This is a genomic window from Agrobacterium sp. CCNWLW32 (assembly GCF_037083425.1).
Lineage (GTDB): Bacteria > Pseudomonadota > Alphaproteobacteria > Rhizobiales > Rhizobiaceae > Agrobacterium > Agrobacterium radiobacter.
The window spans coordinates 703678-725034 of record NZ_JBAOJM010000001.1 but is presented as its reverse complement, the minus strand read 5'-3'; the positions used below and the strand labels follow the sequence as shown (position 1 = coordinate 725034).

Here is a 21357-nt window from a genome sequence, read left to right as displayed (position 1 = left end):
TGCAGGCATAGATGTTTCTCGCCAGCGTCGATCAATTTCTGATCACCTACCGCATATTTTTCGGAGCATATTTCATGACGACGATCGGCGTTTTGGCACCGCGCGGCAGCCTCCCCTCCGGCGGTCTGCCTCGCAGCGGTGGTATGTCAGACCGCACGCTTTTTGCCCTTGCGGCGCTTAATTTCTTTCTGGCCGATGCCCGCGACGGGCTAGGTCCGTTCCTGGACGCATTTTTGGCGACACAGGGCTGGTCATCGCTTTCGCTGGGGATGATCGCCACGGTCGGCGGCCTCGTCGGTCTGCTTGCCACACCGCTCTGCGGCGCGTTGGTGGACGGCACGACGTGGAAAAGAACGTTGATTGCCATCCCCGTCGTTCTCGTGACCGTCGGAGCGCTGATTACGCTGATTTTTCCCGATGCGTGGATCGTCTGGACCGGCCAGATCATGACTGCGGTTGTCGGCGCCGTCGTGGGACCGGCTCTGGCCGGACTGACGCTTGGTCTGGTCGGTGAACGCCTGTTCTCCCGTCAGATATCGCAAAACGAATTCTGGAACCATGGCGGCAATTTCGCATCGCTCTTCGCCACTTACGTTGCCGTTTCCTTCTTCGGCCTGCATGGCGTCATCGGACTGATGCTTCTGACGGCTGCCGGCGCACTTGTTGCCGCCGCCGCCATCGACCCCGACAGGATCGACCACAAGGTGGCGCGAGGCCTTGGCGAAGACAAGGGCGAACCGGGGCCCTCAGGCATCAACGTGCTGCTTCACGAACGCGGTCTGATATTCCTCGCGATCATTCTTCTCATCTTCCACTTCGGCAACGCGCCGATGGGGCGGCTTATCGCGCAGAATTTTGCCATCGAACTGCAGACACCATTCCGCACGACAGCGATCATTACTGGCGTCGCGCAATTTGCCATGATCTTCGTTGCGGCCCTGGCGCCGTGGCTTATCCGTCGCTTCGGTCTTGCGACGGTGTTCCTGATCGCGCTTGCGGCCCTGCCGATCCGCGGTCTGCTGGCTTCCGCCTTCACCGATTTCTGGGTAATCTTTCCGGTACAGTTGCTTGATGGTATCGGTGCCGGCCTTCTGGGCATCGTGACGCCTGTGGCCGCCGAACGCATTCTCAAGGGAACCGGCCGGTTCAATGTCGGCCTTGCAAGCGTCATGATGGTGCAAGGCATTGGTGCGTCCCTCAGCAACGTCGTTGCCGGCTGGCTGGTCACCAAAGGCGGTTACGCCCTTTCGCACTTGGTCGGCGGCGGCATATCGGCCATCGCTATCGCCCTCTTCTTCATCTACCGAAACGAGATCGCCCCGAAGCAGGCCGACGAAGCACTGCCTCAGTAAAACCGTACAAATAAAAAAGGAGGCCTCACGGCCTCCTTAATCCAACCCGTGCAAATTTCGGTTTTACCCGACGAAAGCGCGCTCGATGACGAACTCGGCAGGCTTGTTATTCGCACCTTCGTTAAGGCCGGCCTTTTCAAGAAGCTCCTTCGTGTCCTTCAGCATGGCCGAAGAACCGCAGATCATGCCGCGATCGATCGCGGGATCGAGTGCGGGAACACCCAGATCCGCAAACAGCTTGCCGTTCTCAATCAGCGAGGTGATGCGGCCCTTGAAGGGATAATCCTCGCGCGTGACAGTCGCATAGTGCTTGAGCTTGTCGCCGACGATCTCGTTCAGGAATTCATGGTTCCTGATTTCCTCGACCAGGTCGAAACCGTATTTCAATTCGGCCACATCGCGGCAGGTATGGGTGAGGATGACCTCTTCAAACTTTTCATAGGTCTCCGGATCGCGGATCAGGCTTGCGAAAGGTGCGATGCCGGTGCCGGTCGAGAACATATAGAGCCGTCTGCCTGGTGTCAGCGCATCCAGAACCAGAGTGCCTGTCGGCTTCTTGCGCATAAGCACGGTGTCGCCGGGCTTGATCGCCTGAAGATGCGAGGTCAACGGGCCATCCGGAACCTTGATCGAGAAGAATTCAAGTTCCTCGTCCCAGGCAGGGCTGGCGATGGAATAGGCGCGGTAGATCGGCTTTTCGCCGACCATCAGGCCGATCATGGCGAATTCGCCGGAGCGGAAGCGGAAGCCGGCCGGACGCGTCATGCGGAAGCGGAACAGGTGATCCGTATAGTGTTCCACCGACAAAACTGTCTCGGCGTAAACACCATCGGGTATCTTGATCGCGAAATCTTCCGTCTTGGCTGGCGCGTTCATTTCAGGTTCCGTCCATTCATTCGATAAGCGACATTCTTCGACCGGGCAATTATACCATTTTTGCCGCGGTTTGAAGGCATGAGAATATCAATACTGCCATGCGCGCAGAAAATATGCATCTAAAACTCATATTTCCGCGCAACGCGTCATTGGGCCGCACGGCGGCGCCAGCTATAGGCCTCTCCACCGTTGGCCGGAAGGGCCGCCGGCTGGTAATAGACCGGGATTTCCGGCAGGCGATTTTCGGACAGGCGGCGGATCGCCGTCTCGTTCGTGACCGCAAAGCTGGTGAAGCCGGTGCGCAGCATCAGCGGCACCTGGTCGATCAAAACATCGCCAACCGCCCTCACCTCGCCGGCAAAATCAAGACGGCTGCGCAGCAACGAGGCATGGCTGAAACCCCGCCCGTCATTGAAGGCCGGGAAGCTGACGGCGACAAGGTCGATGCGGTCGAGATAGGGCTCGAGCCGGGTGACATCGTCGGCAGGCGCAATCAGAACGCCGAGGCCGACATCATTGCTTTCGGCCGCCCGGACAAGGAAATCAGCGAGCGGCAGCACCGGTTTCTGCTCGGCAGTTGCGTTCACTTCTTCCGTTTCGATCACCCAGGGATCGTTTTCCACGAAGCCGTCGCGGTTCCAGATTTTCGTCATGGCAATCTCCTCAGGCGGCTTCAGCGGCGGAACCGTAGAGCGCATCCTTGAACGGCTGCGGTCCGACGCGGCGATAGGCTTCGAGGAAGGTTTCTTCCTTCGAAAGACGCAAGCCCAGATAGGTGTCGACGATGGTTTCCACCGCGTCGGTGACTTTTTCCGGCTCGAAACCGCGGCCAATAATCTCACCAATCGAGGTGTTTTCATCACCCGATCCGCCAAGCGTGATCTGGTAGAGTTCCGCACCCTTCTTCTCAACACCCAGAAGGCCGATATGGCCGACATGGTGGTGGCCGCAGGCATTGATGCAGCCGGAAATCTTGATCTTAAGCTCGCCGATTTCCGCCTGACGTTCCGGCGCGCCAAAACGGGTAGAGATTTCCTGCGCCACCGGAATGGAGCGCGCATTGGCAAGCGCGCAATAGTCCAGCCCAGGACAGGCAATGATATCGGTGATCAGCCCGGCATTGGCAGTCGCCAGTCCGGCTCCTACAAGTGCGCGATAGACCGGCTCGAGATCGGCCAGCGCCACATGCGGCAGGATGATGTTCTGCTCGTGGCTGATGCGGATTTCGTCAAACGCGTATTCGGCGGCGATATCGGCGACGAGTTCCATCTGCTCGTCGGTCGCATCGCCGGGAATGCCGCCAATCGGCTTCAGGGAAATCGTCACCATGCCGTAGTCCGGATGCTTATGCGGCTGGACGTTCTGCTCGACAAAACGGGCAAAACCTTCATCCGCCCGCTTCCAGCGCGCCAGGCTCTCCCAGCCTTCAGGGCGGTCCTTCAGTGCTGGCGGTGCAAAATAGGCGGTGATGGCTGCAATATCGGCATCCGGCAGCTTCAATTCCGTGTTTTTCAGCTCCGCGAATTCAACCTCAACCTGGCGGGCCAGTTCTTCTGCGCCGGTTTCATGCACGAGGATCTTGATACGCGCCTTGTATTTGTTGTCGCGGCGGCCGTGCAGGTTGTAAACGCGCATGACGGCCGTGGTATAGGACAGCAGGTCTTCTTCCGGCAGGAAGTCGCGGATCTTCTTGGCGATCATCGGCGTACGGCCCTGCCCGCCGCCGACATAGACGGCAAAACCAATCTCGCCCTTGTCGTTCTTTTTCAGATGCAGGCCGATATCGTGAACCTGAATCGCGGCGCGGTCGCGCTCGGCGCCCGTTACAGCGATTTTGAACTTGCGCGGCAGGAACGAGAACTCCGGATGCACGGAAGACCATTGACGCAGGATTTCCGCATAAGGACGCGGATCGGCGACCTCGTCTGCGGCGGCGCCCGCGAAATGGTCGGCGGTCACGTTGCGAATGCAGTTACCCGAGGTCTGCAGCGCATGCATTTCCACGCTTGCCAGTTCGGAGAGGATATCGGGCGTGTCGGACAGGCGCGGCCAGTTGTACTGAATGTTCTGGCGGGTGGTGAAGTGGCCGTAACCCCGGTCATATTTGCGGGCGATATGGGCCAGCATCCGCATCTGCTGCGAATTCAGCGTGCCGTAGGGAATGGCGACGCGCAGCATATAGGCATGGAGCTGGAGATAGACACCGTTCATAAGGCGCAGCGGCTTGAACGCGTCCTCGGCAAGCTCGCCGGACAACCGGCGCTCGACCTGATCGCGAAACTGTGCCACGCGGCCTTCAACAAATGCGTGATCGAACTCGTCGTAACGGTACATATTCTTCCTCAGACTGCGATGAATGCTGCATCGGCCGGCTTGAAGCCGTTGGCATAGTGCATGGTCGGGCCAGCGGCGCGAATACGCTCACGAAGCCGCGTCGGCCAAAGCTTGCCATTCTCCTCCACCACGTCGATGACATTCACGTCAACGACCTTGTTGGCGGAAAAATCCCGCTTGCCGATTTCCTCGAACGAAGCGACGGCCTCTGCGTGGCGGGCGACGATTGCGTCCTGCAGGTTCTCCGTCCATTCGCCATTGGCATCGAGCCATACAGCGATCCCATCGCCCAGGCGGTTGGCGGTCAAAACCTTGTCAGCCATTTGCATACTCCCTTTTAAGGTTCGCTGGCCGCGCAACAAGCGCGAGCGCCTCGGACCTGTCAAAATTGGCGCCCGCCACCGCATCGCCGATGATGACCATGACCGGACCGGTCAGTTCGTCGCGATGTTCGAGGTCGGGCAGATCGTTCAAAGTGCCATGCAGCAGGCGGCGATCCGCGCGGCTGGCATTTTCGATGACGGCCACCGTCGTTTCCACGCCGAGACCTGCCTCGATCAGCCTTGTCGCGACCGAAGCGGCAACGCTGCGGCCCATATAGACGGCAATCGTCGCACCAGAGACGGCAAGACGCGCCCAATCGGGCAGGACATCGCCGGTCAGATCGTGGCCGGTGGTGAAAATCAGCGACGAGGCGACACCGCGCAGCGTCAGCGGCAATTCGAAATCCGCAGCGGCGGCAAAGGCCGAAGTGATGCCGGGCACGATCTCGTAACCGATGCCAGCGTCACGCAACGCCGCCATCTCCTCGCCCGCCCGGCCATAAACCAGCGGATCACCGGATTTGAGGCGAACGACGCGCTTGCCATCCTTGCCGAGACGCACCAGCAGGTGGTTGATCTCATCCTGCGACTTCGTATGGCAGCCCTTGCGCTTGCCGACAGACAGTCTTTCGGCATCGCGGCGACCCATATCGACGATCGCCTGCGGTACCAGCGCATCATAAACGATGACGTCGGCCTCCATCAACACGCGCTGCGCGCGCAGCGTCAACAGGTCTTCCGCACCGGGGCCAGCGCCGACAAGCCAGACGCGGCCTTCACTGCGTTCGGGCGATTGCAACAGACGGTTGGCGGCATCGCGGGCGGAAAGCGTATCGCCGAGAGCGACGGCATCTGCGACAGCACCGGAAAAGAACCGCCGCCAGAAATTGCGTCTCAATGCTCCCTTGGGCACGTTTTTTTCCGCCGCATCACGATACTGCACCGCAAGGCGGGCAAGCTTGCCAAGCGACGGTGACAGCATCTGGTCGATACGCACGCGGATCATCTGGGCGAGAACCGGCCCTGCCCCTTCGGTGCCAATGGCGATGGCGACGGGCGCGCGGGCGACAAGCGCCGGGGTGAAGAAATCGCAAAATTCCGGCTGGTCCACCGCATTGGCGGGGATTTTCTTAGCGCGCGCAGCCGTAACTATCTCGCGGTCCAGCGCCTCGTCCCCGGTGGCGGCAAAAACCAGCGTCGCGCCTTCGATCAACTGGCTGGAGAAACCCAAAGCCCGATGATCAATGCCGTTCTCGCGGAGATAGCGCACAAAATCCGCTTCCGGCTTGTTGGCATAGGCAATGATATGCGCATTGGTATTGGCGAGAAGCCTCACCTTCGCGAACGCTTCATCACCATTACCGAACACAGCGACCTGCCGTCCCTCAACCCGGAAGAAGGCGGGGAAGGTAGAAAGGCGGTCGCCAGCAGCGGAAAAATCATGTTCGTTGTGCATTGGACATATATCTCGCATTGCGGTGCAAGATTGAAGAAACAGAAATTCAAGCCTTTCCGACACCTGGATTTTTATTTCTCGAAGACCCCGGTTTTGGAGGAAAACAAACCGGTAGCCCTTTTTCGCGCCTGCGCGAGGCCTGAGAATCCACTCAGAATCCCTTGACAAAGCGGGTACCCGCGCCGAACAAGGAGCAACGATTACCAGTCGATTTCTCCATGCGAAGACCGCTTTTCCTTGAGGCGGCACGAAGGATCAGACCCTTGACCAGCCACACCCTCGCCAACCGCCTTCTTGATGTCATCGAACACGATATTCTGCCCTTGACGGCGCGCGGCGTCAGCCTCGGCAACAAGGTCTTCGGTGCGGCTATCCTGCGCAAATCCGATCTGTCGCTGGTGATAGCGGAGACCAACAACGAGCTGGAAAATCCGCTCTGGCATGGCGAGGTGCACACGCTGAAGCGGTTTTACGAACTCGGCGAAAAACCGAACACCAAGGACCTGATTTTTCTTTCCACCCATGAACCCTGCACCATGTGCATGTCCGCCATCACCTGGGCCGGTTTCGACAATTTCTATTCCTTTTTCAGCCATGAGGATTCCCGCGACGCTTTCGCGATCCCGCACGATCTGAAAATCCTGAAGGAAATTTTTGGGCTGGAGCCGGGCGGATATCGCCGCAGTAACGCCTTCTGGAACTCTTTCTTCATCGCCGATCTGGTGGAGGGCGAAGATGATCCGCTCAAAACCACGCTGAAGGCGCAGACGGCCCGTATCAAGGCCGCTTATGACGATCTTTCCACCAGCTATCAGTCGTCAAAAAGCGGTAACGACATTCCGTTGAATTAGAGCCCTTCCAGGCGGTTTTCCGTCAGGATAATGCGCAAAAAAGCGAAGAACGAAGGTTTGAGACATATGGAAGCCTCGAAGGATATTTCCCGCCTGATCGAGATCATGGAAGCCCTGCGCCGGCCGGAAACCGGTTGCCCGTGGGATGTTGTGCAAACCTTCGAGACGATCAAGCCCTATACCATTGAAGAAGCTTATGAAGTCGCCGACGCCATCGAGCGCAAGGACATGGACGATCTTTGCGAGGAACTGGGCGACCTTCTCTTGCAGGTGGTTTTCCACGCCCGCATTGCCGAGGAACGGGGTGAATTCGCCTTTGGCGACGTGGTTGAGGCCGTCACCTCGAAGATGATCCGCCGCCATCCGCATGTCTTTGCCGTTTCCGAGGCCGATACACCTGACAGCGTCAAGCTGCAATGGGACCGGATCAAGGCCGAGGAAAAGCGCGAACGGGCTGAGCGCCGCGCGCGGCGGGGCATCACCGAGGATTTCAAGGCCGGGTTTCTGGGCGGCGTGCAGCGCAGCCAGCCGGCGCTCACCGAGGCCCTGAAGCTGCAGGAACAGGCCGCGCGCGCCGGTTTCGACTGGTCAGATCCCGCTCCCATTCTCGACAAGATCGAGGAGGAAATCGCCGAATTGCGTGAGGCGCTGGCGGAGGGGAAACCGGAGAAAGTTTCGGACGAACTCGGCGATCTGATCTTTGCCCTCGTCAATATTGGCCGGCATGTCAAAGCCGATCCGGAAGATGCGCTGCGCGGCACCAATACGAAATTCCGTAGGCGTTTCAATCACATCGAAACGTCGCTCACCGAAAATGGCGAGACGCTGGAAGAAGCGAGCCTTGAGCGGATGGAAGACCTGTGGCAGGCGGCAAAACGCATCGAGCGCTCGCTCGATACCGTTTCGTCCTAATCACCGGATATGCCCGAAAAATAGGAGCGCCCGGCGCTCCCGAGACTGGTGACGTGAGGGAAGCTCCGCCATCGTTCTCGAAGCCCTCAGCGCTCCCAGTCCTCGCGTTCGCGGATGGTAACTTTACCAAGCTTGCGCTCCAGCTCGGCGGCCTGCGTTTCCGACAGGCGCACATCGAGCGCCACCGATCCGTCCTCATGGTCTTCACGGGCATCCACGATGGAATTGCTGTAGACCCAGGAAATCAGCGACAGCTGCTCAACGGAAAGCACGACGGTCGTTTCCGTCAGCACACCGGAGAGGCGCTTTGAAATCTCGTCCATCAGGGCATCGACGCCCTCACCCGTGATTGCCGAAACGGCGCGAATATCCGAGCGGCCTTCGGCGCGCTGCATGATGGCGTCATGCGCTTCCGGCTCGAGACGGTCGACCTTGTTCCAGACCTCGATGATGCGCTTTTCGGCCTCCTTCTCGTCAATGCCGAGATCGCCGAGAATACGTAGCACATCCGCAGACTGTGCGGCATTATCCGGATCGGACATGTCGCGCACATGCAGAACGAGATCGGCTTCAAGCACTTCTTCCAGCGTTGCACGGAAGGCGGCGACGAGATGCGTCGGCAGGTCGGAAATGAAGCCCACCGTGTCGGACAGGATGACGGTGCGGCCATGCGGCAGCTTCATCCGGCGCAGCGTCGGATCGAGCGTCGCGAACAGCATGTCCTCCGCCAGAACGCCCGCGCCGGTGATACGGTTGAACAGCGTGGATTTACCGGCATTGGTGTAACCGACCAGCGCCACGATCGGATGCGGCACCTTGCGGCGCTTGGCGCGGTGAAGCTGGCGGGTGCGCACCACCTGCTCCAGTTCCTTCTCGAGCTTGACGATGCGATCCTGCAGCAATCGTCTGTCGGCCTCGATCTGAGTTTCACCCGGACCACCCATGAAGCCCGCACCACCGCGCTGGCGCTCAAGGTGGGTCCAGCTCCTGACGAGGCGGCCCTTCTGGTAGTTCAGATGCGCGAGATCAACCTGCAACGTGCCCTCCTTGGTGGAGGCGCGGCGGCCGAAGATTTCAAGGATGAGACCCGTGCGGTCGATGACCTTGGCATTCCACTGCTTTTCGAGATTTCGCTGCTGCACCGGGGTCAGCGGATGATCGACGATCACCAGGCCGGAATCCGTCTCATCGAGCAGATGGCCAATTTCCTCGATCTTGCCGGTGCCGAACAATGTCGCCGGGCGCGGCTGGTTCACCGAAACGATGAGACCCTGCGTCACCTCCAGATCGATGGCGAGCGCCAGACCCTTGGCTTCCTCAAGCTTGGCTTCAACGGAACGGCCGGGAGCGACGGGGCCTGCCGCCGCATCGCGATTTTCGCGCTGCTGCTTGAGGACGGGCACGAGGACAACCGCGCGCATGTCGTCGCGGCGCTTTTCCTGCTCCGGAATGATCGATTCGTTCGAAGTGTCGCGCGTCGAAATGGGCTCAGCCTTATCCAGAAAGAAGATTGCGGCCGACCGCATCCGCGCGGGCGGCCATGGGAATTAACCTGACGGAACGGGAAATGTTCCCGGTCCGGGTCAGTCTATATCGAATATCCGTCGAGGGAGCCGATCAGGCCGCGCCTTCTTCGCTTTCGAACATCTGCATCGGCTGGCCCGGCATGATGGTGGAGATCGCATGCTTGTAGACCAGCTGCGAATGACCGTCACGGCGCAAAAGCACGCAGAAATTGTCGAAGGAGGTGACAACGCCCGTCAGCTTGACGCCGTTGATCAGGAAAATCGTGAGCGAAATCTTCTGCTTACGAACGGTATTGAGGAAGAGATCCTGAAGGTTTTGAGAACGTTCCGCCATAGCGCCGCTTCTTTCTTTTTTGCCGGCAGGGATACCGGAAAATAATCAATCAATAATAAGCCGGCCAAGTCTTGTCCCCCGCTTGGCTGACCTCAAACTCTGGTATCAAATCATGTTCCGTTCCGCAACGGTCAAAACAGCCTGACGGGTACGAGTATTGACCCGCATTTTCGATTCGGGACAGTCAAAAATATTGTATCGAAACACGGAAAAGTTGTTCCACGTCGCGCACCGCATCGGCGGATGCAAAGAGCACGACACGGTCCTTCGCCTTGATTTTCGTGCTGCCGTCAGGACGGATCACCACACCGTCGCGATAGATCGCGCCGATGCGCACGCCTTCGGGCATATCGATGTCGCGGAAGGATTGGCCGACCAGCGGCGATGTCTCCAGCGCCTCCGCCTCGATTACCTCCGCCGAACCGCGCTGGACGGCGTAGACAGAGCGGATGCGACCCTTGCGCACGTGCTGAAGCACACGGGAGATCGTCACGGCCCTGGGGTTGATATAGGCATCGAGCCCCAGAGAACGGGCGACATCGTGGAATGACGTGCTGTTCAAGAGCGCCAGATTCGATTTGCAGCCGAGCTGCTTTGCAATGACGGCGGCCAGAATATTGGTCTGGTCATTGTTGGTGAGCGTTACAATCAGGTCGGCGTCCTGAATATCGGCCTGCATCAGGATTTTCTGATCGAGCGCCGAACCATGCATGACGATGGTGTGGCTCAACTGCTCAGATGCGGCAACCGCCCTGTCGCGGTCCGACTCGATGATCTTCACCCGCGTCTTCGGCTGCATCTCCTCGATCTTGTGCGCGACGAAATGGCCGATATTACCGGCACCCGCAATCACGATGCGCTGCGCTTCCTGCTCCTCGTGACCGAAGAGGCTTAAGGTACGGCGGGCGTGCTGGCGCTGGCAGATGACATAGGCAAGGTCGCCCACCCGCAACTGTTCCGAAGAATGCGCCACCTTCAGAATACCATCCCGGTAAACGCCAACCACTGTGGCGATAAGGTCGGGAAAGAGGCTGGAGAGTTGCTGCAGCGGTGTGTTGATGACAGGGCAATCTTCCATGCACTCGATGGCCAGCATGTAGATCGTATCTTCCGCGAACCGCACAACGTCGGTTGCGCCCGGAAAAGCGATACGCCGCAGTACCATCTTGCCGACTTCAACTTCCGGAGAAATCGTCACATCGATGGACATGTTCTCGCGGCTGAAGAGATCGGCATATTCCGGCTTCAGATAGCTCTGGTCGCGGATGCGGGCGATCTTGGTCGGCACGCTGAAGAGCGCATGCGCCACCTCACAGGCGACGATATTGATCTCGTCATGCAGCGTAACGGCGATGATCATGTCGGCCTGGTCGGCACCGGCCTTGGCCAGCATGTCGGGATGGGCGCCATGGCCGACATAACCGCGCACGTCCAGCGTCTCGGTTATGGCGGTAATAAGCGGCGCAGCGGTATCGATGACCGATACCTCATTATCCTCCCGTGACAATTGTTCGGCGATGCCGTAACCCACCTGCCCTGCGCCGCAAATGATGACTTTCATGCTGTCTCTCTGACGGAATAATCGGTTACGGCAAAGCGCCTAGATTCCTTATACGCCGAGAGATTTCAGTTTGCGATGCAGCGCCGACCGTTCCATGCCGACAAATTCCGCCGTGCGCGAAATATTGCCGCCGAAGCGGTTGATCTGGGCCATCAGGTAGTCCCGCTCGAACATTTCACGCGCTTCGCGCAGCGGCAGGGTCATGATGTGCTGATCGCCCTGCGCCGAAATCTTCGGCAGCATGTCGCCAATATCCGCCGGCAGCATGTCGGCCGAGATCGGCGCTTCGCCGCCTTCGGGCCGCGCCAGAATCATCAGCCGCTCGATATTGTTGCGGAGCTGGCGGATGTTGCCCGGCCAGTCATGGGTCTGGAGAACGGCCATGGCGTCATCCCCGATCTTGCGCGGGCGAATGCCAGCCTGTTCGGAAATCTGCCGCATGAACATGTCGACGAGGAAGGGGATATCTTCGCGGCGCTCGGAAAGCGCCGGCACCTTCACCGGCACCACCGCGAGGCGATGATAGAGGTCCTCGCGGAACTGGCCTTCGGCGATCAGGCTTTCGAGATGGTGGGCGGTCGAGGAAATGATGCGCACATCCACCTTCACCCGCTTGCCGCCGCCGACACGCTCGAATTGCTGGTCGACCAGCACGCGCAGGATTTTGTTCTGCGTCTCGCGCGGCATTTCGCCGACTTCATCGAGATAAAGAACGCCGCGATGGGCTTCTTCCAAGGCGCCTACCTTGCGTGGCTGTCCGGGCAGGCCTTCCGTGCCGAAAAGCGCGATTTCCATGCGGTCGGGCGTGATCGTCGCGGCATTGAGCGCCACGAAAGGTCCTGTAGCGCGCGAGGATTTCTTGTGCACCATGCGCGCCACCAGCTCCTTGCCGGAGCCGGAGGGGCCGAGGATCATGATGCGGCTGTTGGTGGGGGCCACCCTGTCAATGGTCTGGCGAAGCTGCGACACGGCAAGTGACGCACCAACGAGTTCAACCGCGTCACCGGTGCGTTTCTTGAGTTCCTGAACCTCGCGCTTCAGCTTGGAGTTTTCCAGCGCCCGCTCGGCGATCAGGATCAGCCGGTCGGCCTTGAACGGCTTTTCGATAAAGTCGAAAGCGCCACGCTTGATGGCGTTGACGGCGGTTTCGATATTGCCGTGACCGGAAATCATGACGACAGGAATTTCGGGATGGCGGCTCTTGATTTCGTCCAGCAGCGCCAGACCGTCGAGCTTCGAACCCTGCATCCAGATATCGAGAAAGATCAGGCGCGGCACCCGTTCCGAAATGGCGGCCAGCGCGCTGTCGCTGTCGAACGCCATGCGGGTCTCGTGTCCCTCGTCGGAAAGAATGCCCGCTACGATTTCGCGAATGTCCGCCTCGTCATCCACGACCAGAATATCAGACGCCATATGCTGCTTCCTTGTTATTTTCGCTGCCGACCGCCTCGATATAGGGCAGCAGCACTCGGATCATGGCGCCATGGCCATGGTCGAATTCGGCCGGGGCATCATGGAGCTCCAGATACCCGCCATGTTCTTCGATGATTTTCTTGACGATGGCGAGGCCGAGGCCTGTGCCCTTGTCCCGCATCGTCATATAGGGTTCGAGAATGCGGTGACGGTTCTCGACGGGAAGGCCGCGGCCATTGTCGATGATGTCAGCCACGAAACGGGAATTGGCTTCGTCGAAGGATGCACGCACCAGGATTTTACCCGGACGCTTGTCGCCTTCCACCGCCTCGATGGCTTCCGTCGCATTCTTGATGAGATTGCCGAACGCCTGTCCCAGCATGCGGGCATCGAACATGCCCTCCAGCGGGATGTCGCCCAGTTCCGTTGAGAATTTCGTGTCGGCGGCGCTGATTTCGCGCAGGAACGCCGCGTCCTTCAAAATCGAACGCAGGTCCGATTTTTCCTTCGTTGGTTTGGGCATACGCGCAAAAGCGGAGAATTCATCCACCATCCGGCCGATATCACCGACCTGCCGGACGATGGTGTCCGTACACTGGTCGAAAATGGCGCGGTCACTCTCATCGATCTGCTTGCCGAAACGGCGCTTGATGCGCTCGGCAGAAAGCTGGATCGGCGTCAGCGGGTTCTTGATTTCATGAGCGATGCGCCGCGCCACATCCGACCATGCGGTGGAGCGTTGGGCGATGACGAGATCGGTGATGTCGTCGAGCGTGATGACATAGCTGTCGCGGCTGTCGCGGGCGTCCTCGCGGGTCACCTGCACATTGAGGGTACGCTCCTTGCCGCGCCGCATGATATTGATCTGCTTGCGGAAGTTGCCGCGCGACCAGGTGTTGGCCTCGGTCACGACCTCTTCGATTTCAGGCGCAATCTCCGACAGTTGCGCACCGATAAGCTGCTCGGAGGTCTGCGCCAAGAACTCTTCGCCCGAGGGATTGACGATGGTGATCTTGCGGTTCTCGTCAACGCCGATAACAGCGGCGGTAACGCCCGACAGCACCGCCTCGATGAAGCGGCGGCGATCGTCGATATCGTCTTTCGCCTCGATGATCTGTTCCTGCTGGCTGCGCAGTTCCGAGACCATCTTGTTGAAGGTGCGCGACAGACGCCCGACGTCGCCATCAACGGCGCGAACGGGCACCAGCACATGCATGTTGCCGGTGGCGACACTGTCTGCGGCGCTGATGAGAAGCCGGATCGGGCGCACGATACGGTCGGCGACTGCGATCGCCGTCCAGATCGCCGCCAGAAGCACGATCAGCGCAAAACCGAGATAGAGGATCGCAAAGGCGATCTGCAGCGGCGCACGGCCTGCCTCCATCGCCTTGTATTCGGCGCGGTTCTCTTCCATCAGCCGCATTGCGCCCATGACCTTGGGATCGACGGCGCGTACCGTGTAAAGGAAGGTTCCGCTAATGCCTTCGAGCTTGATAATCGCGCCAACGAGGTTGGTGATGCCAGGCGGGATCAGCGTCGGCTGACCGGCGGCGGCCTTTTCAAGCGCGTCATGCGGAATGGCGGGAAGCGGTTTTTCCGTCTTGATATCGGCCTGCGCGACGGCGTCGCCGTCTTCCTGCACCAGAAACGCGCCAAGCAGGCCGCGTCCCTTGGCCTGACGGGTCATGAGATCAACGAAGCCGGTGCGGTCTAGATAAAAAAGCGCGCGGTTGCGGTCGAGGTCGGTGGCCATCGACAGGGTCTGACCCTGAAGATAACCGGCATTTTCCATCATATAAGCTTGGGCGATGTTGCTCGACGAATCGACGATCGACTGCGTGCGCAGCGAAAACCAGCGGTCGAGACCGACATTCAGCGTCAGGCTGGCGAAGATGGCGACAAGCACGGCGGGCGTGATCGCCACGATGGAGAAAAGCACGACGATGCGCACGTGCAGACGCGCTGCCGCCCTGCCCTTTTTCCGGGCTTTTAGCAGGCGGTTGATTTCGCGGCCGATCAGAAAGATCAGGCCGATCACGAAGATCGAATTGATGACGACGGAAGCGATGACGACGTTGGATGTCGGCGCAATCGGGGTCACGCCGAGCAGCACGAAGAGGGTAATGATGGCGCAGACGAGGGCGACGCCGGCGAGCACCAGCCCCGGCAGAGCGAAAGACATCCTGCGATCGGCAACCACCATGCCCGCGGCTTCGTCAGCAACGGCGTTTTCGGCGGCGGGTTTCCGCATCAACTACTCCCAATCGCTGGCCAGCCAGCACCACATTCCTGAAGTCAGGCAAGATTCACCGCAGTTCGGCGAATCTCCCTCCCTCCTAGTGTTTTCCAAGCAACACAATGTGGCGAAAATGCAACGACAGATGCGGCCTTGTCAACATTCTCAGCTGGGGCGGGAGCTGCGATACACGGAAACTCCAAGCTCGCGGATTTTCTTGCGTAGCGTATTGCGGTTGAGGCCAAGAAGATCAGCAGCCTTGATCTGGTTGCCGCGTGTCGCCGTCAAGGCGGCGAGAATCAGCGGATATTCCAGTTCGCGCAGCACGCGGTCGTAAAGACCCGGCGGCGGCAAGCCATCACCAAAGCTTGAGAAATAATCCCGCATGTTTTCCTCGACCGCCTGCGAAATGGTGAGCGAGCCGGTACGGACCGCCATCTTGTCGAGCGGGCTGTCCGGGACATCCGACTGCAATTCCTGCTCGATGATTTCGCGGGTGATGACTTCCTGCGGATAAAGCGCCATCAGGCGGCGGATCAGGTTTTCCAGTTCACGCACGTTGCCCGGCCAGGCATAGGCCTTCATGACTTCCAGCGCCTCGGTCTCGAAACGCTTGCCTTCCAGACCTTCCTTTTCACCCTGCTGGATGAAATGGCGCACGAGATCGGGAATATCCTCGGCGCGGTCACGCAGCGGCGGCAGCCGAAGCGGCACGACGTTGAGGCGATAATAGAGGTCCTCGCGGAAGAGGCCCTGATTGATTGACTGCTTCAGATCCTTGTTGGTGGCGGCAACGATGCGGACATCGGTGCGGATCGGCGTGCGCCCACCCACCGTCGTATATTCGCCCTGCTGCAACACGCGCAGCAGGCGTGTCTGGGCATCCATCGGCATATCGCCGATTTCATCGAGGAACAGCGTACCACCTTCGGCCTGTTCAAAACGGCCGGTCGAGCGGTTCTGCGCACCAGTGAAGGCGCCCTTTTCATGGCCGAAAAGTTCGGATTCGATCAGGTCGCGCGGGATTGCCGCCATGTTGATGGCAACGAAGGGGCCGTTGCGGCGCTTGCCGTAATCATGCAGCGCCCGCGCCACCAGCTCCTTGCCGGTGCCGGATTCGCCGGTGATCATCAGCGTCAGGTCGGTCTGCATCAGGCGGGCGAGAACGCGGTAGATTTCCTGCATCGCCGCGGAACGGCCAACGAGCGGCATGCCGTCCTGCATGTCGTCATCAAGCTTGGCCGGCTTGCGCTTCGGCTCCGACAGGGCGCGGCCGATGATGGCGATCAGTTCCGTCAGGTCGAAGGGCTTCGGCAGATAGTCGTAAGCGCCTTTTTCCGAGGCCTTGATGGCGGTCATGAAGGTGTTCTGCGCGCTCATGACAAGAACCGGCAGGTCTGGACGGGCCTTCTTGATGCGCGGCAGAAGGTCGAAGGCGTTTTCATCCGGCATCACGACATCGGTCACGACAAGATCGCCCTCGCCCGCCGAAACCCAGCGCCAGAGCGTTGCGGCATTGGAGGTGATGCGCACGTCGTAACCGGCGCGGCTCAGCGCCTGGTTCAGAACGGTGCGGATTGCGGCATCATCATCGGCGACGAGGATCGTAGCTGTCATAGGTCATTTCCTGTCGTGTTCGGCAAGGTGATGTCGTCGAGCGCCACTTCCGGCGAGACGGGCATCAATACGCGGAAAGTCGTGCGATGGTTCTGGCTGTCGCATTCGACGATGCCGCCATGGGCGCCGATCAGCTTGGCGACAAGCGCTAGGCCCAGGCCCGAACCATTCGTCTTGGTGGTGATGAAGGGATCGAAGAGATGCGGTAAGAGATCGGCCGGAACGCCCGGGCCATTGTCATGCACGCAGAATTCAAGCGGCAGCGAAATGCGCTCGCGGCTGCCGGCGACGGAAAGCCGCATGCCGGGACGGTAGGCGGTGGTCAGCAATATCTCGCCATCCGACTGGTTGCCCACGGCTTCCGCCGCATTCTTCACCAGATTGAGGAAGACCTGAACCAGCTGGTCGCGATTGGCATAGACCGGCGGCAGCGACGGGTCATAGTTCTCGGAAATCTTGATATTGCGGGCAAAACCGGCCTTGGCGATTGCCTTCACATGATCGAGCACGGAATGGATGTTGACCGGTACGCGATCTACCGGCCGCTCGTCGGAAAACACCTCCATGCGGTCGACCAGCGAAACGATGCGGTCGGTCTCATCGCAGATCAGCCGCGTCAGCGCCCGGTCCTCATCGGCAACCGATGTCTCCAGAAGCTGGGCAGCGCCGCGAATGCCTGACAGCGGGTTCTTGATCTCATGCGCGAGCATCGAGGCAAGGCCGGTTACGGAACGGGCAGCCGCGCGATGGGTCAATTGCCGGTCGATCTTGTCGGCCATCGACCGCTCCTGAAAGACGACAACAACCGAACCCGGCTCGCTGACAACGGGCGCCACATAGAGATCGACGAGCTTGTCCTGTCCAAGCCGTGGCGAACTCAGATCGACGCGATATTCATTGACCGGCGCGCGGCGCTCCCGCACCTGATCGATCAGCGCCAGAAGCGGGCTGCCGAAGGGAATGAAGGTGGAAACGCGGTAGCGGGCGAGATGGGAGGCGCTTGCCCCGAAAAAGGCTTCGGCTTCCCAATTGGCAAACGCGATGAAACCTTCGGCATCCACCAGAATGACGGGGTTCTGCACCGCGTTCAGAACCGCCATGGCGAGCGGGTTTGCATCTGCCGGGCTGTGTTTGTCAGCGCTCATGCGGCCTTCCTTGCGGCTTCGCCCGCATTTTTGCAAAGGGCGGAGCGCAGCAGATCGGCCACCTCCACCGTGTCACGCGATGTCATGATTTGAGCCTTGTCGGGCGTGGCGATCTCTGGCGCGAAACGGTCGAGATACCAGCCCAGATGTTTGCGGGCATGCCGGAGACCGGCTTCCCTTCCGTAAAATTCCAGCATCATCTCGTAATGCTCGATGGCAATGGCGGGAATATCGTCGCGGTGCGGCGCTGCATGTCCGGCGAGCACTGCCGGCAGCCAGGGTTGTCCCTGTGCGCCGCGCCCGACCATGACGGCATCCGCACCCGAACGGCGCAAGATTTCGCGCGCATCTTCGGCCGTCTCCACATCTCCATTGGCGATGAGAGGCACGGAAATCACCTCGCGCACGGCGCGGATGGCGTTCCAGTCCGCTCGTCCCTCGTAAAACTGCATGCGGGTGCGCCCATGAATGGTGATGAGCTGAACACCTGCCGCCTCGGCGCGGCGGGCGATATCAGGCGCATTGATGGTGTTTTCGTCCCAGCCGAGCCGCATCTTCAGCGTCACAGGCACGTCGACCGCATTGACCGTCGCCTCGATCAGCGAGAGCGCATGATCGGGATCGCGCATCAGCGCCGAGCCGGAATAACCGCCCGTTACCTTCTTGGCCGGGCATCCCATATTGATATCGATGATGCCGGCGCCGTTATCGGCCGCGATCTTCGCCGCCTCGGCCATGAAATGCGCCTCACGCCCGGCAAGCTGCACCATATGCGGAACCATGCCGGCATTTTTCAGCCGCGCCCAGGATTCTCCCCTGTTAGCGACAAGTTCGCGGCTCGCCACCATTTCCGTCACGACGAGACCCGCACCATAACGCCAGGCAAGCTGCCGAAACGGCAGATCCGTCACGCCCGACATGGGCGCCAGCACGGCACGATTACGGATCGTAACTGAGCCGATGCTGAACGGTTCTGACAACTCCGGAAGATGCAATTGATGATCTTTCATGCAGAAGGGTTATTTGCATTATTTTTAGACAGTGTTTGCGCGGTTGCCAAGCACTTTTAGAGGGTTGCACCTTTTATTTGCTGGGCGACTGCCTGCCTGTTTTGCTGTCGGCAGCAATTTGTGCAGGTTCAAAGGCCAATGATGATCGATCCTGCGTCATGCAGGGGCGAATGCGCGTCTTATCGGGCTGGCCATCCGGGTTTTGAAACGCTAGAGCAGGACTGTCAACCGCTAAGGGTTGCGCGCAAAGCATATGACCAATGCAGGAAAGTACTATGAAACTCGGCATCGTCATCGTCGCCGCGGGACGCGGTGAAAGGGCAGGCTCGCCCGAGGAAGGGCCGAAGCAATATCGCCCGATCGGCGGCAGGGCCGTGATCGAGCATACATTGGCGACGTTCCTCGGCTGGAATGGCGCCTCCCCCATCGTGGTCGTCAGCCATGCCGACGATACAGCACTGCTGTCACCAATTCTGCAGCGACTGGATGCGGGTGAGCGGATTGTCACCGTAACAGGCGGCGCGACGCGCCAGCAATCGGTGCTGGCCGGGCTGGAGGCGCTCGCCTCGGAAGAGCTGACGCATGTTATGATCCATGACGCCGTGCGGCCTTTCGTCGCCGTGGACATGCTGGAACGCATCATCGCCCTGCATCAGGCTGGCGCCACCGGCGTTCTGCCTGCCCTGCCCGTCACCGATACACTGAAGCGCGGCTCTGACGACCTCGTCGTACTACAGACAGTTTCCCGGCAGGGTCTTTATGCGGCGCAGACACCGCAGAGCTTCAATTACGGTGATATTCTTCGCGCGCATCGCGCTGCTGCTGCTTCCGGCAAAACGGATTTCACCGATGACGCATCCATCGCCGAATGGGCCGGGCTGACGGTGACGCTGACCGAAGGTTCGGTCGACAACGTAAAACTCACTCTCAAGCGGGATATCGCCATGGCCGATGAAAAGCTTTCTCACGGATTGCCCGACGTGCGCACCGGCAATGGTTACGACGTGCATCAGCTGGAGGCCGGGGATGGCGTCACCCTCTGCGGCATCTTCATCGAGCATGACCAGAGACTGAAAGGTCATTCGGATGCCGATGTGGCGCTGCATGCGCTGACCGATGCGCTGCTCGCCACCTGCGGCGCCGGCGATATCGGCGACCATTTCCCGCCCTCGGATCCGCAATGGAAGGGTGCGGCCTCCCGTATCTTCCTCGAACACGCGGCCAAGGTGGTGCGTGACAATGGCGGCACGATCATGAATGCCGACGTTTCGCTGATCGCCGAAGCGCCACGCATCGGTCCGCACCGCCAGGCCATGCGGGAAGCGCTTTCGGACATGCTCGGCATCGCGCTGGAGCGCTGCTCGGTGAAAGCGACGACCAACGAGACGATTGGCTTCGTCGGCCGCCGGGAGGGCATTGCGGCGATCGCCACCGCCACCGTTGTCTACCGGGGCAGACCGCTATGAGCCTTTTTCCCGCTGACATAGAAGAACTGGCGCGGCGGATCATCACCGATTTCACCGCCCGCGGTTTCATGGTCTCGACAGCCGAGAGCTGCACGGGCGGCCTGATCGCCGGCGCGCTGACGGAGATTGCCGGCTCCTCCGCCGTCGTCGATCGTGGTTTCGTCACCTATACCAATGAAGCCAAGATGGACATGCTGGGGGTTGGCGTCGGGACACTGGCGAATTTCGGCGCGGTATCCCGGCAGACGGCGCTGCAGATGGCGCATGGCGCGCTGTTCCGTTCACGGGCGGATTTTGCCGTGGCCGTAACCGGCATTGCAGGCCCGGGCGGCGGCTCTTCGGAAAAACCGGTGGGACTGGTGCATCTGGCGGCCAAGGCGCGCAACGGCCACAGCCTGCATAAGGAGATGCATTACGGCGATATCGGTCGCACCGAAATCCGTCTTGCGACGGTTAAGACAGCGCTCGAGATGCTGACTGCACTTAATCAGGCCGGGTCGGCATAAATCTTGTCGGCGCGGGTCTCGAAAGCTTCCGCGAACATGCGGAACGCCCGGTCGAACATCGATCCCATGACCGCGCCGAGCAGTCGGTTCTTGAATTCATAGTCGATGAAGAAATGAATGGCTGAGCCGTCCTCGTCCGAGGCCTCGAAACGCCAGCGATTTTCGAGATATTTGAACGGTCCGTCGATATATTTCACATCAATGGCGCGCTCCGCAGGGTTCAGCAGCACCTGGGTGGTGAAGGTCTCACGAATGGCCTTGTAACCAACCGTCATATCCGCCACCAGCAGTATCTTGCCGTCGCGTTCCTTGCGCGAGCGGACGGTGAGCGCCTCGCAAAGGGGAAGAAACTGCGGATATTTCTCCACATCGGCGACGAGGTCGTACATGCGGTCGGGCGAGTGTTTGACAAGGCGATGCGTTTCGAACTGTGGCATGA

The 21357-nt window shown here is 59.9% G+C and carries 19 protein-coding genes; 5 read left to right on the top strand and 14 right to left on the bottom strand.

Annotation, left to right across the window (positions count from 1 at the left end):
- Positions 1-11: 11 nt before the first annotated feature.
- On the top strand, positions 12-1352 hold the full coding sequence (locus tag V6R85_RS03760; protein ID WP_162695521.1) for an MFS transporter: 1341 nt from the start codon (positions 12-14) through the stop codon (positions 1350-1352).
- A 63-nt stretch (positions 1353-1415) separates the two neighbouring features.
- Here the strand turns inward: V6R85_RS03760 and V6R85_RS03755 are convergent, their stop codons facing one another.
- From V6R85_RS03755 to cysG, 5 genes are all read right to left on the bottom strand, one after another.
- Positions 1416-2228 (bottom strand): ferredoxin--NADP reductase, encoded by an 813-nt coding sequence (locus V6R85_RS03755; RefSeq protein ID WP_003512938.1) that lies wholly within the window; start codon positions 2226-2228, stop codon positions 1416-1418.
- A gap of 146 nt (positions 2229-2374) precedes the next feature.
- Complete coding sequence (locus V6R85_RS03750) at positions 2375-2881, bottom strand: DUF934 domain-containing protein (protein ID WP_111834528.1); 507 nt, start codon at positions 2879-2881, stop codon at positions 2375-2377.
- A 10-nt stretch (positions 2882-2891) separates the two neighbouring features.
- Entirely contained in the window at positions 2892-4562 is a 1671-nt protein-coding gene (locus V6R85_RS03745) for a nitrite/sulfite reductase (protein WP_003512935.1), read from the bottom strand.
- A gap of 8 nt (positions 4563-4570) precedes the next feature.
- Positions 4571-4885, bottom strand: coding sequence for a DUF2849 domain-containing protein (locus V6R85_RS03740; protein ID WP_003512933.1), 315 nt, complete (start codon positions 4883-4885; stop codon positions 4571-4573).
- A complete protein-coding gene (gene cysG, locus V6R85_RS03735) occupies positions 4878-6341 on the bottom strand; it encodes a siroheme synthase CysG (protein ID WP_111834347.1) in 1464 nt (487 codons plus the stop codon). Before cysG ends, V6R85_RS03740 begins: the two co-directional genes overlap by 8 nt.
- 218 nt (positions 6342-6559) lie before the next feature.
- On the opposite strand from cysG, the gene V6R85_RS03730 reads away from it, so the two are divergent.
- Positions 6560-7192 (top strand): deaminase, encoded by a 633-nt coding sequence (locus tag V6R85_RS03730; protein ID WP_410468966.1) that lies wholly within the window; start codon positions 6560-6562, stop codon positions 7190-7192.
- A gap of 66 nt (positions 7193-7258) precedes the next feature.
- On the top strand, positions 7259-8104 hold the full coding sequence (gene mazG, locus V6R85_RS03725; RefSeq protein WP_111834527.1) for a nucleoside triphosphate pyrophosphohydrolase: 846 nt from the start codon (positions 7259-7261) through the stop codon (positions 8102-8104).
- An 86-nt stretch (positions 8105-8190) separates the two neighbouring features.
- Here mazG and hflX read toward each other — a convergent pair whose 3' ends face one another.
- The 8 genes from hflX to dusB all read right to left on the bottom strand — a co-directional run bounded on the left by hflX (position 8191) and on the right by dusB (position 18946).
- Positions 8191-9630 carry a GTPase HflX gene (gene hflX, locus V6R85_RS03720; RefSeq protein ID WP_170318977.1) on the bottom strand — a complete coding sequence of 480 codons (1440 nt, stop codon included), beginning with the start codon at positions 9628-9630 and terminating at the stop codon, positions 8191-8193.
- 91 nt (positions 9631-9721) lie between these two features.
- Positions 9722-9964, bottom strand: coding sequence for an RNA chaperone Hfq (gene hfq, locus V6R85_RS03715; RefSeq protein ID WP_003496145.1), 243 nt, complete (start codon positions 9962-9964; stop codon positions 9722-9724).
- 184 nt (positions 9965-10148) lie between these two features.
- A complete protein-coding gene (trkA, locus tag V6R85_RS03710) occupies positions 10149-11525 on the bottom strand; it encodes a Trk system potassium transporter TrkA (protein WP_003502654.1) in 1377 nt (458 codons plus the stop codon).
- 48 nt (positions 11526-11573) lie between these two features.
- On the bottom strand, positions 11574-12938 hold the full coding sequence (gene ntrX, locus V6R85_RS03705; RefSeq protein ID WP_003502628.1) for a nitrogen assimilation response regulator NtrX: 1365 nt from the start codon (positions 12936-12938) through the stop codon (positions 11574-11576).
- Positions 12928-15189: a sensor histidine kinase NtrY-like gene (locus tag V6R85_RS03700; RefSeq protein WP_111834345.1), complete on the bottom strand. Its 2262-nt coding sequence runs from the start codon at positions 15187-15189 to the stop codon at positions 12928-12930. Before V6R85_RS03700 ends, ntrX begins: the two co-directional genes overlap by 11 nt.
- 150 nt (positions 15190-15339) lie before the next feature.
- Positions 15340-16791 carry a nitrogen regulation protein NR(I) gene (gene ntrC / locus V6R85_RS03695; protein ID WP_003502624.1) on the bottom strand — a complete coding sequence of 484 codons (1452 nt, stop codon included), beginning with the start codon at positions 16789-16791 and terminating at the stop codon, positions 15340-15342.
- Positions 16788-17936, bottom strand: a complete 1149-nt coding sequence (locus V6R85_RS03690) for a two-component system sensor histidine kinase NtrB (protein ID WP_003502622.1) — start codon at positions 17934-17936, stop codon at positions 16788-16790. The genes ntrC and V6R85_RS03690 overlap by 4 nt, the downstream gene beginning before the upstream one ends.
- Positions 17933-18946 (bottom strand): tRNA dihydrouridine synthase DusB, encoded by a 1014-nt coding sequence (dusB, locus tag V6R85_RS03685; protein WP_111834344.1) that lies wholly within the window; start codon positions 18944-18946, stop codon positions 17933-17935. Before dusB ends, V6R85_RS03690 begins: the two co-directional genes overlap by 4 nt.
- A 275-nt stretch (positions 18947-19221) precedes the next feature.
- Between dusB and V6R85_RS03680 the strand changes: the two genes are divergently transcribed.
- Together V6R85_RS03680 and V6R85_RS03675 are read left to right on the top strand one after the other, a co-directional pair.
- Entirely contained in the window at positions 19222-20412 is a 1191-nt protein-coding gene (locus V6R85_RS03680; protein ID WP_111834343.1) for a bifunctional 2-C-methyl-D-erythritol 4-phosphate cytidylyltransferase/2-C-methyl-D-erythritol 2,4-cyclodiphosphate synthase, read from the top strand.
- Positions 20409-20918 (top strand): CinA family protein, encoded by a 510-nt coding sequence (locus tag V6R85_RS03675; protein ID WP_099085433.1) that lies wholly within the window; start codon positions 20409-20411, stop codon positions 20916-20918. Before V6R85_RS03680 ends, V6R85_RS03675 begins: the two co-directional genes overlap by 4 nt.
- On the opposite strand, the gene V6R85_RS03670 is transcribed toward V6R85_RS03675, so the two are convergent.
- On the bottom strand, positions 20900-21355 hold the full coding sequence (locus V6R85_RS03670) for a type II toxin-antitoxin system RatA family toxin (RefSeq protein WP_060724154.1): 456 nt from the start codon (positions 21353-21355) through the stop codon (positions 20900-20902). The two genes, V6R85_RS03675 and V6R85_RS03670, sit on opposite strands and share 19 nt — an antisense overlap.
- Positions 21356-21357: the final 2 nt, after the last annotated feature.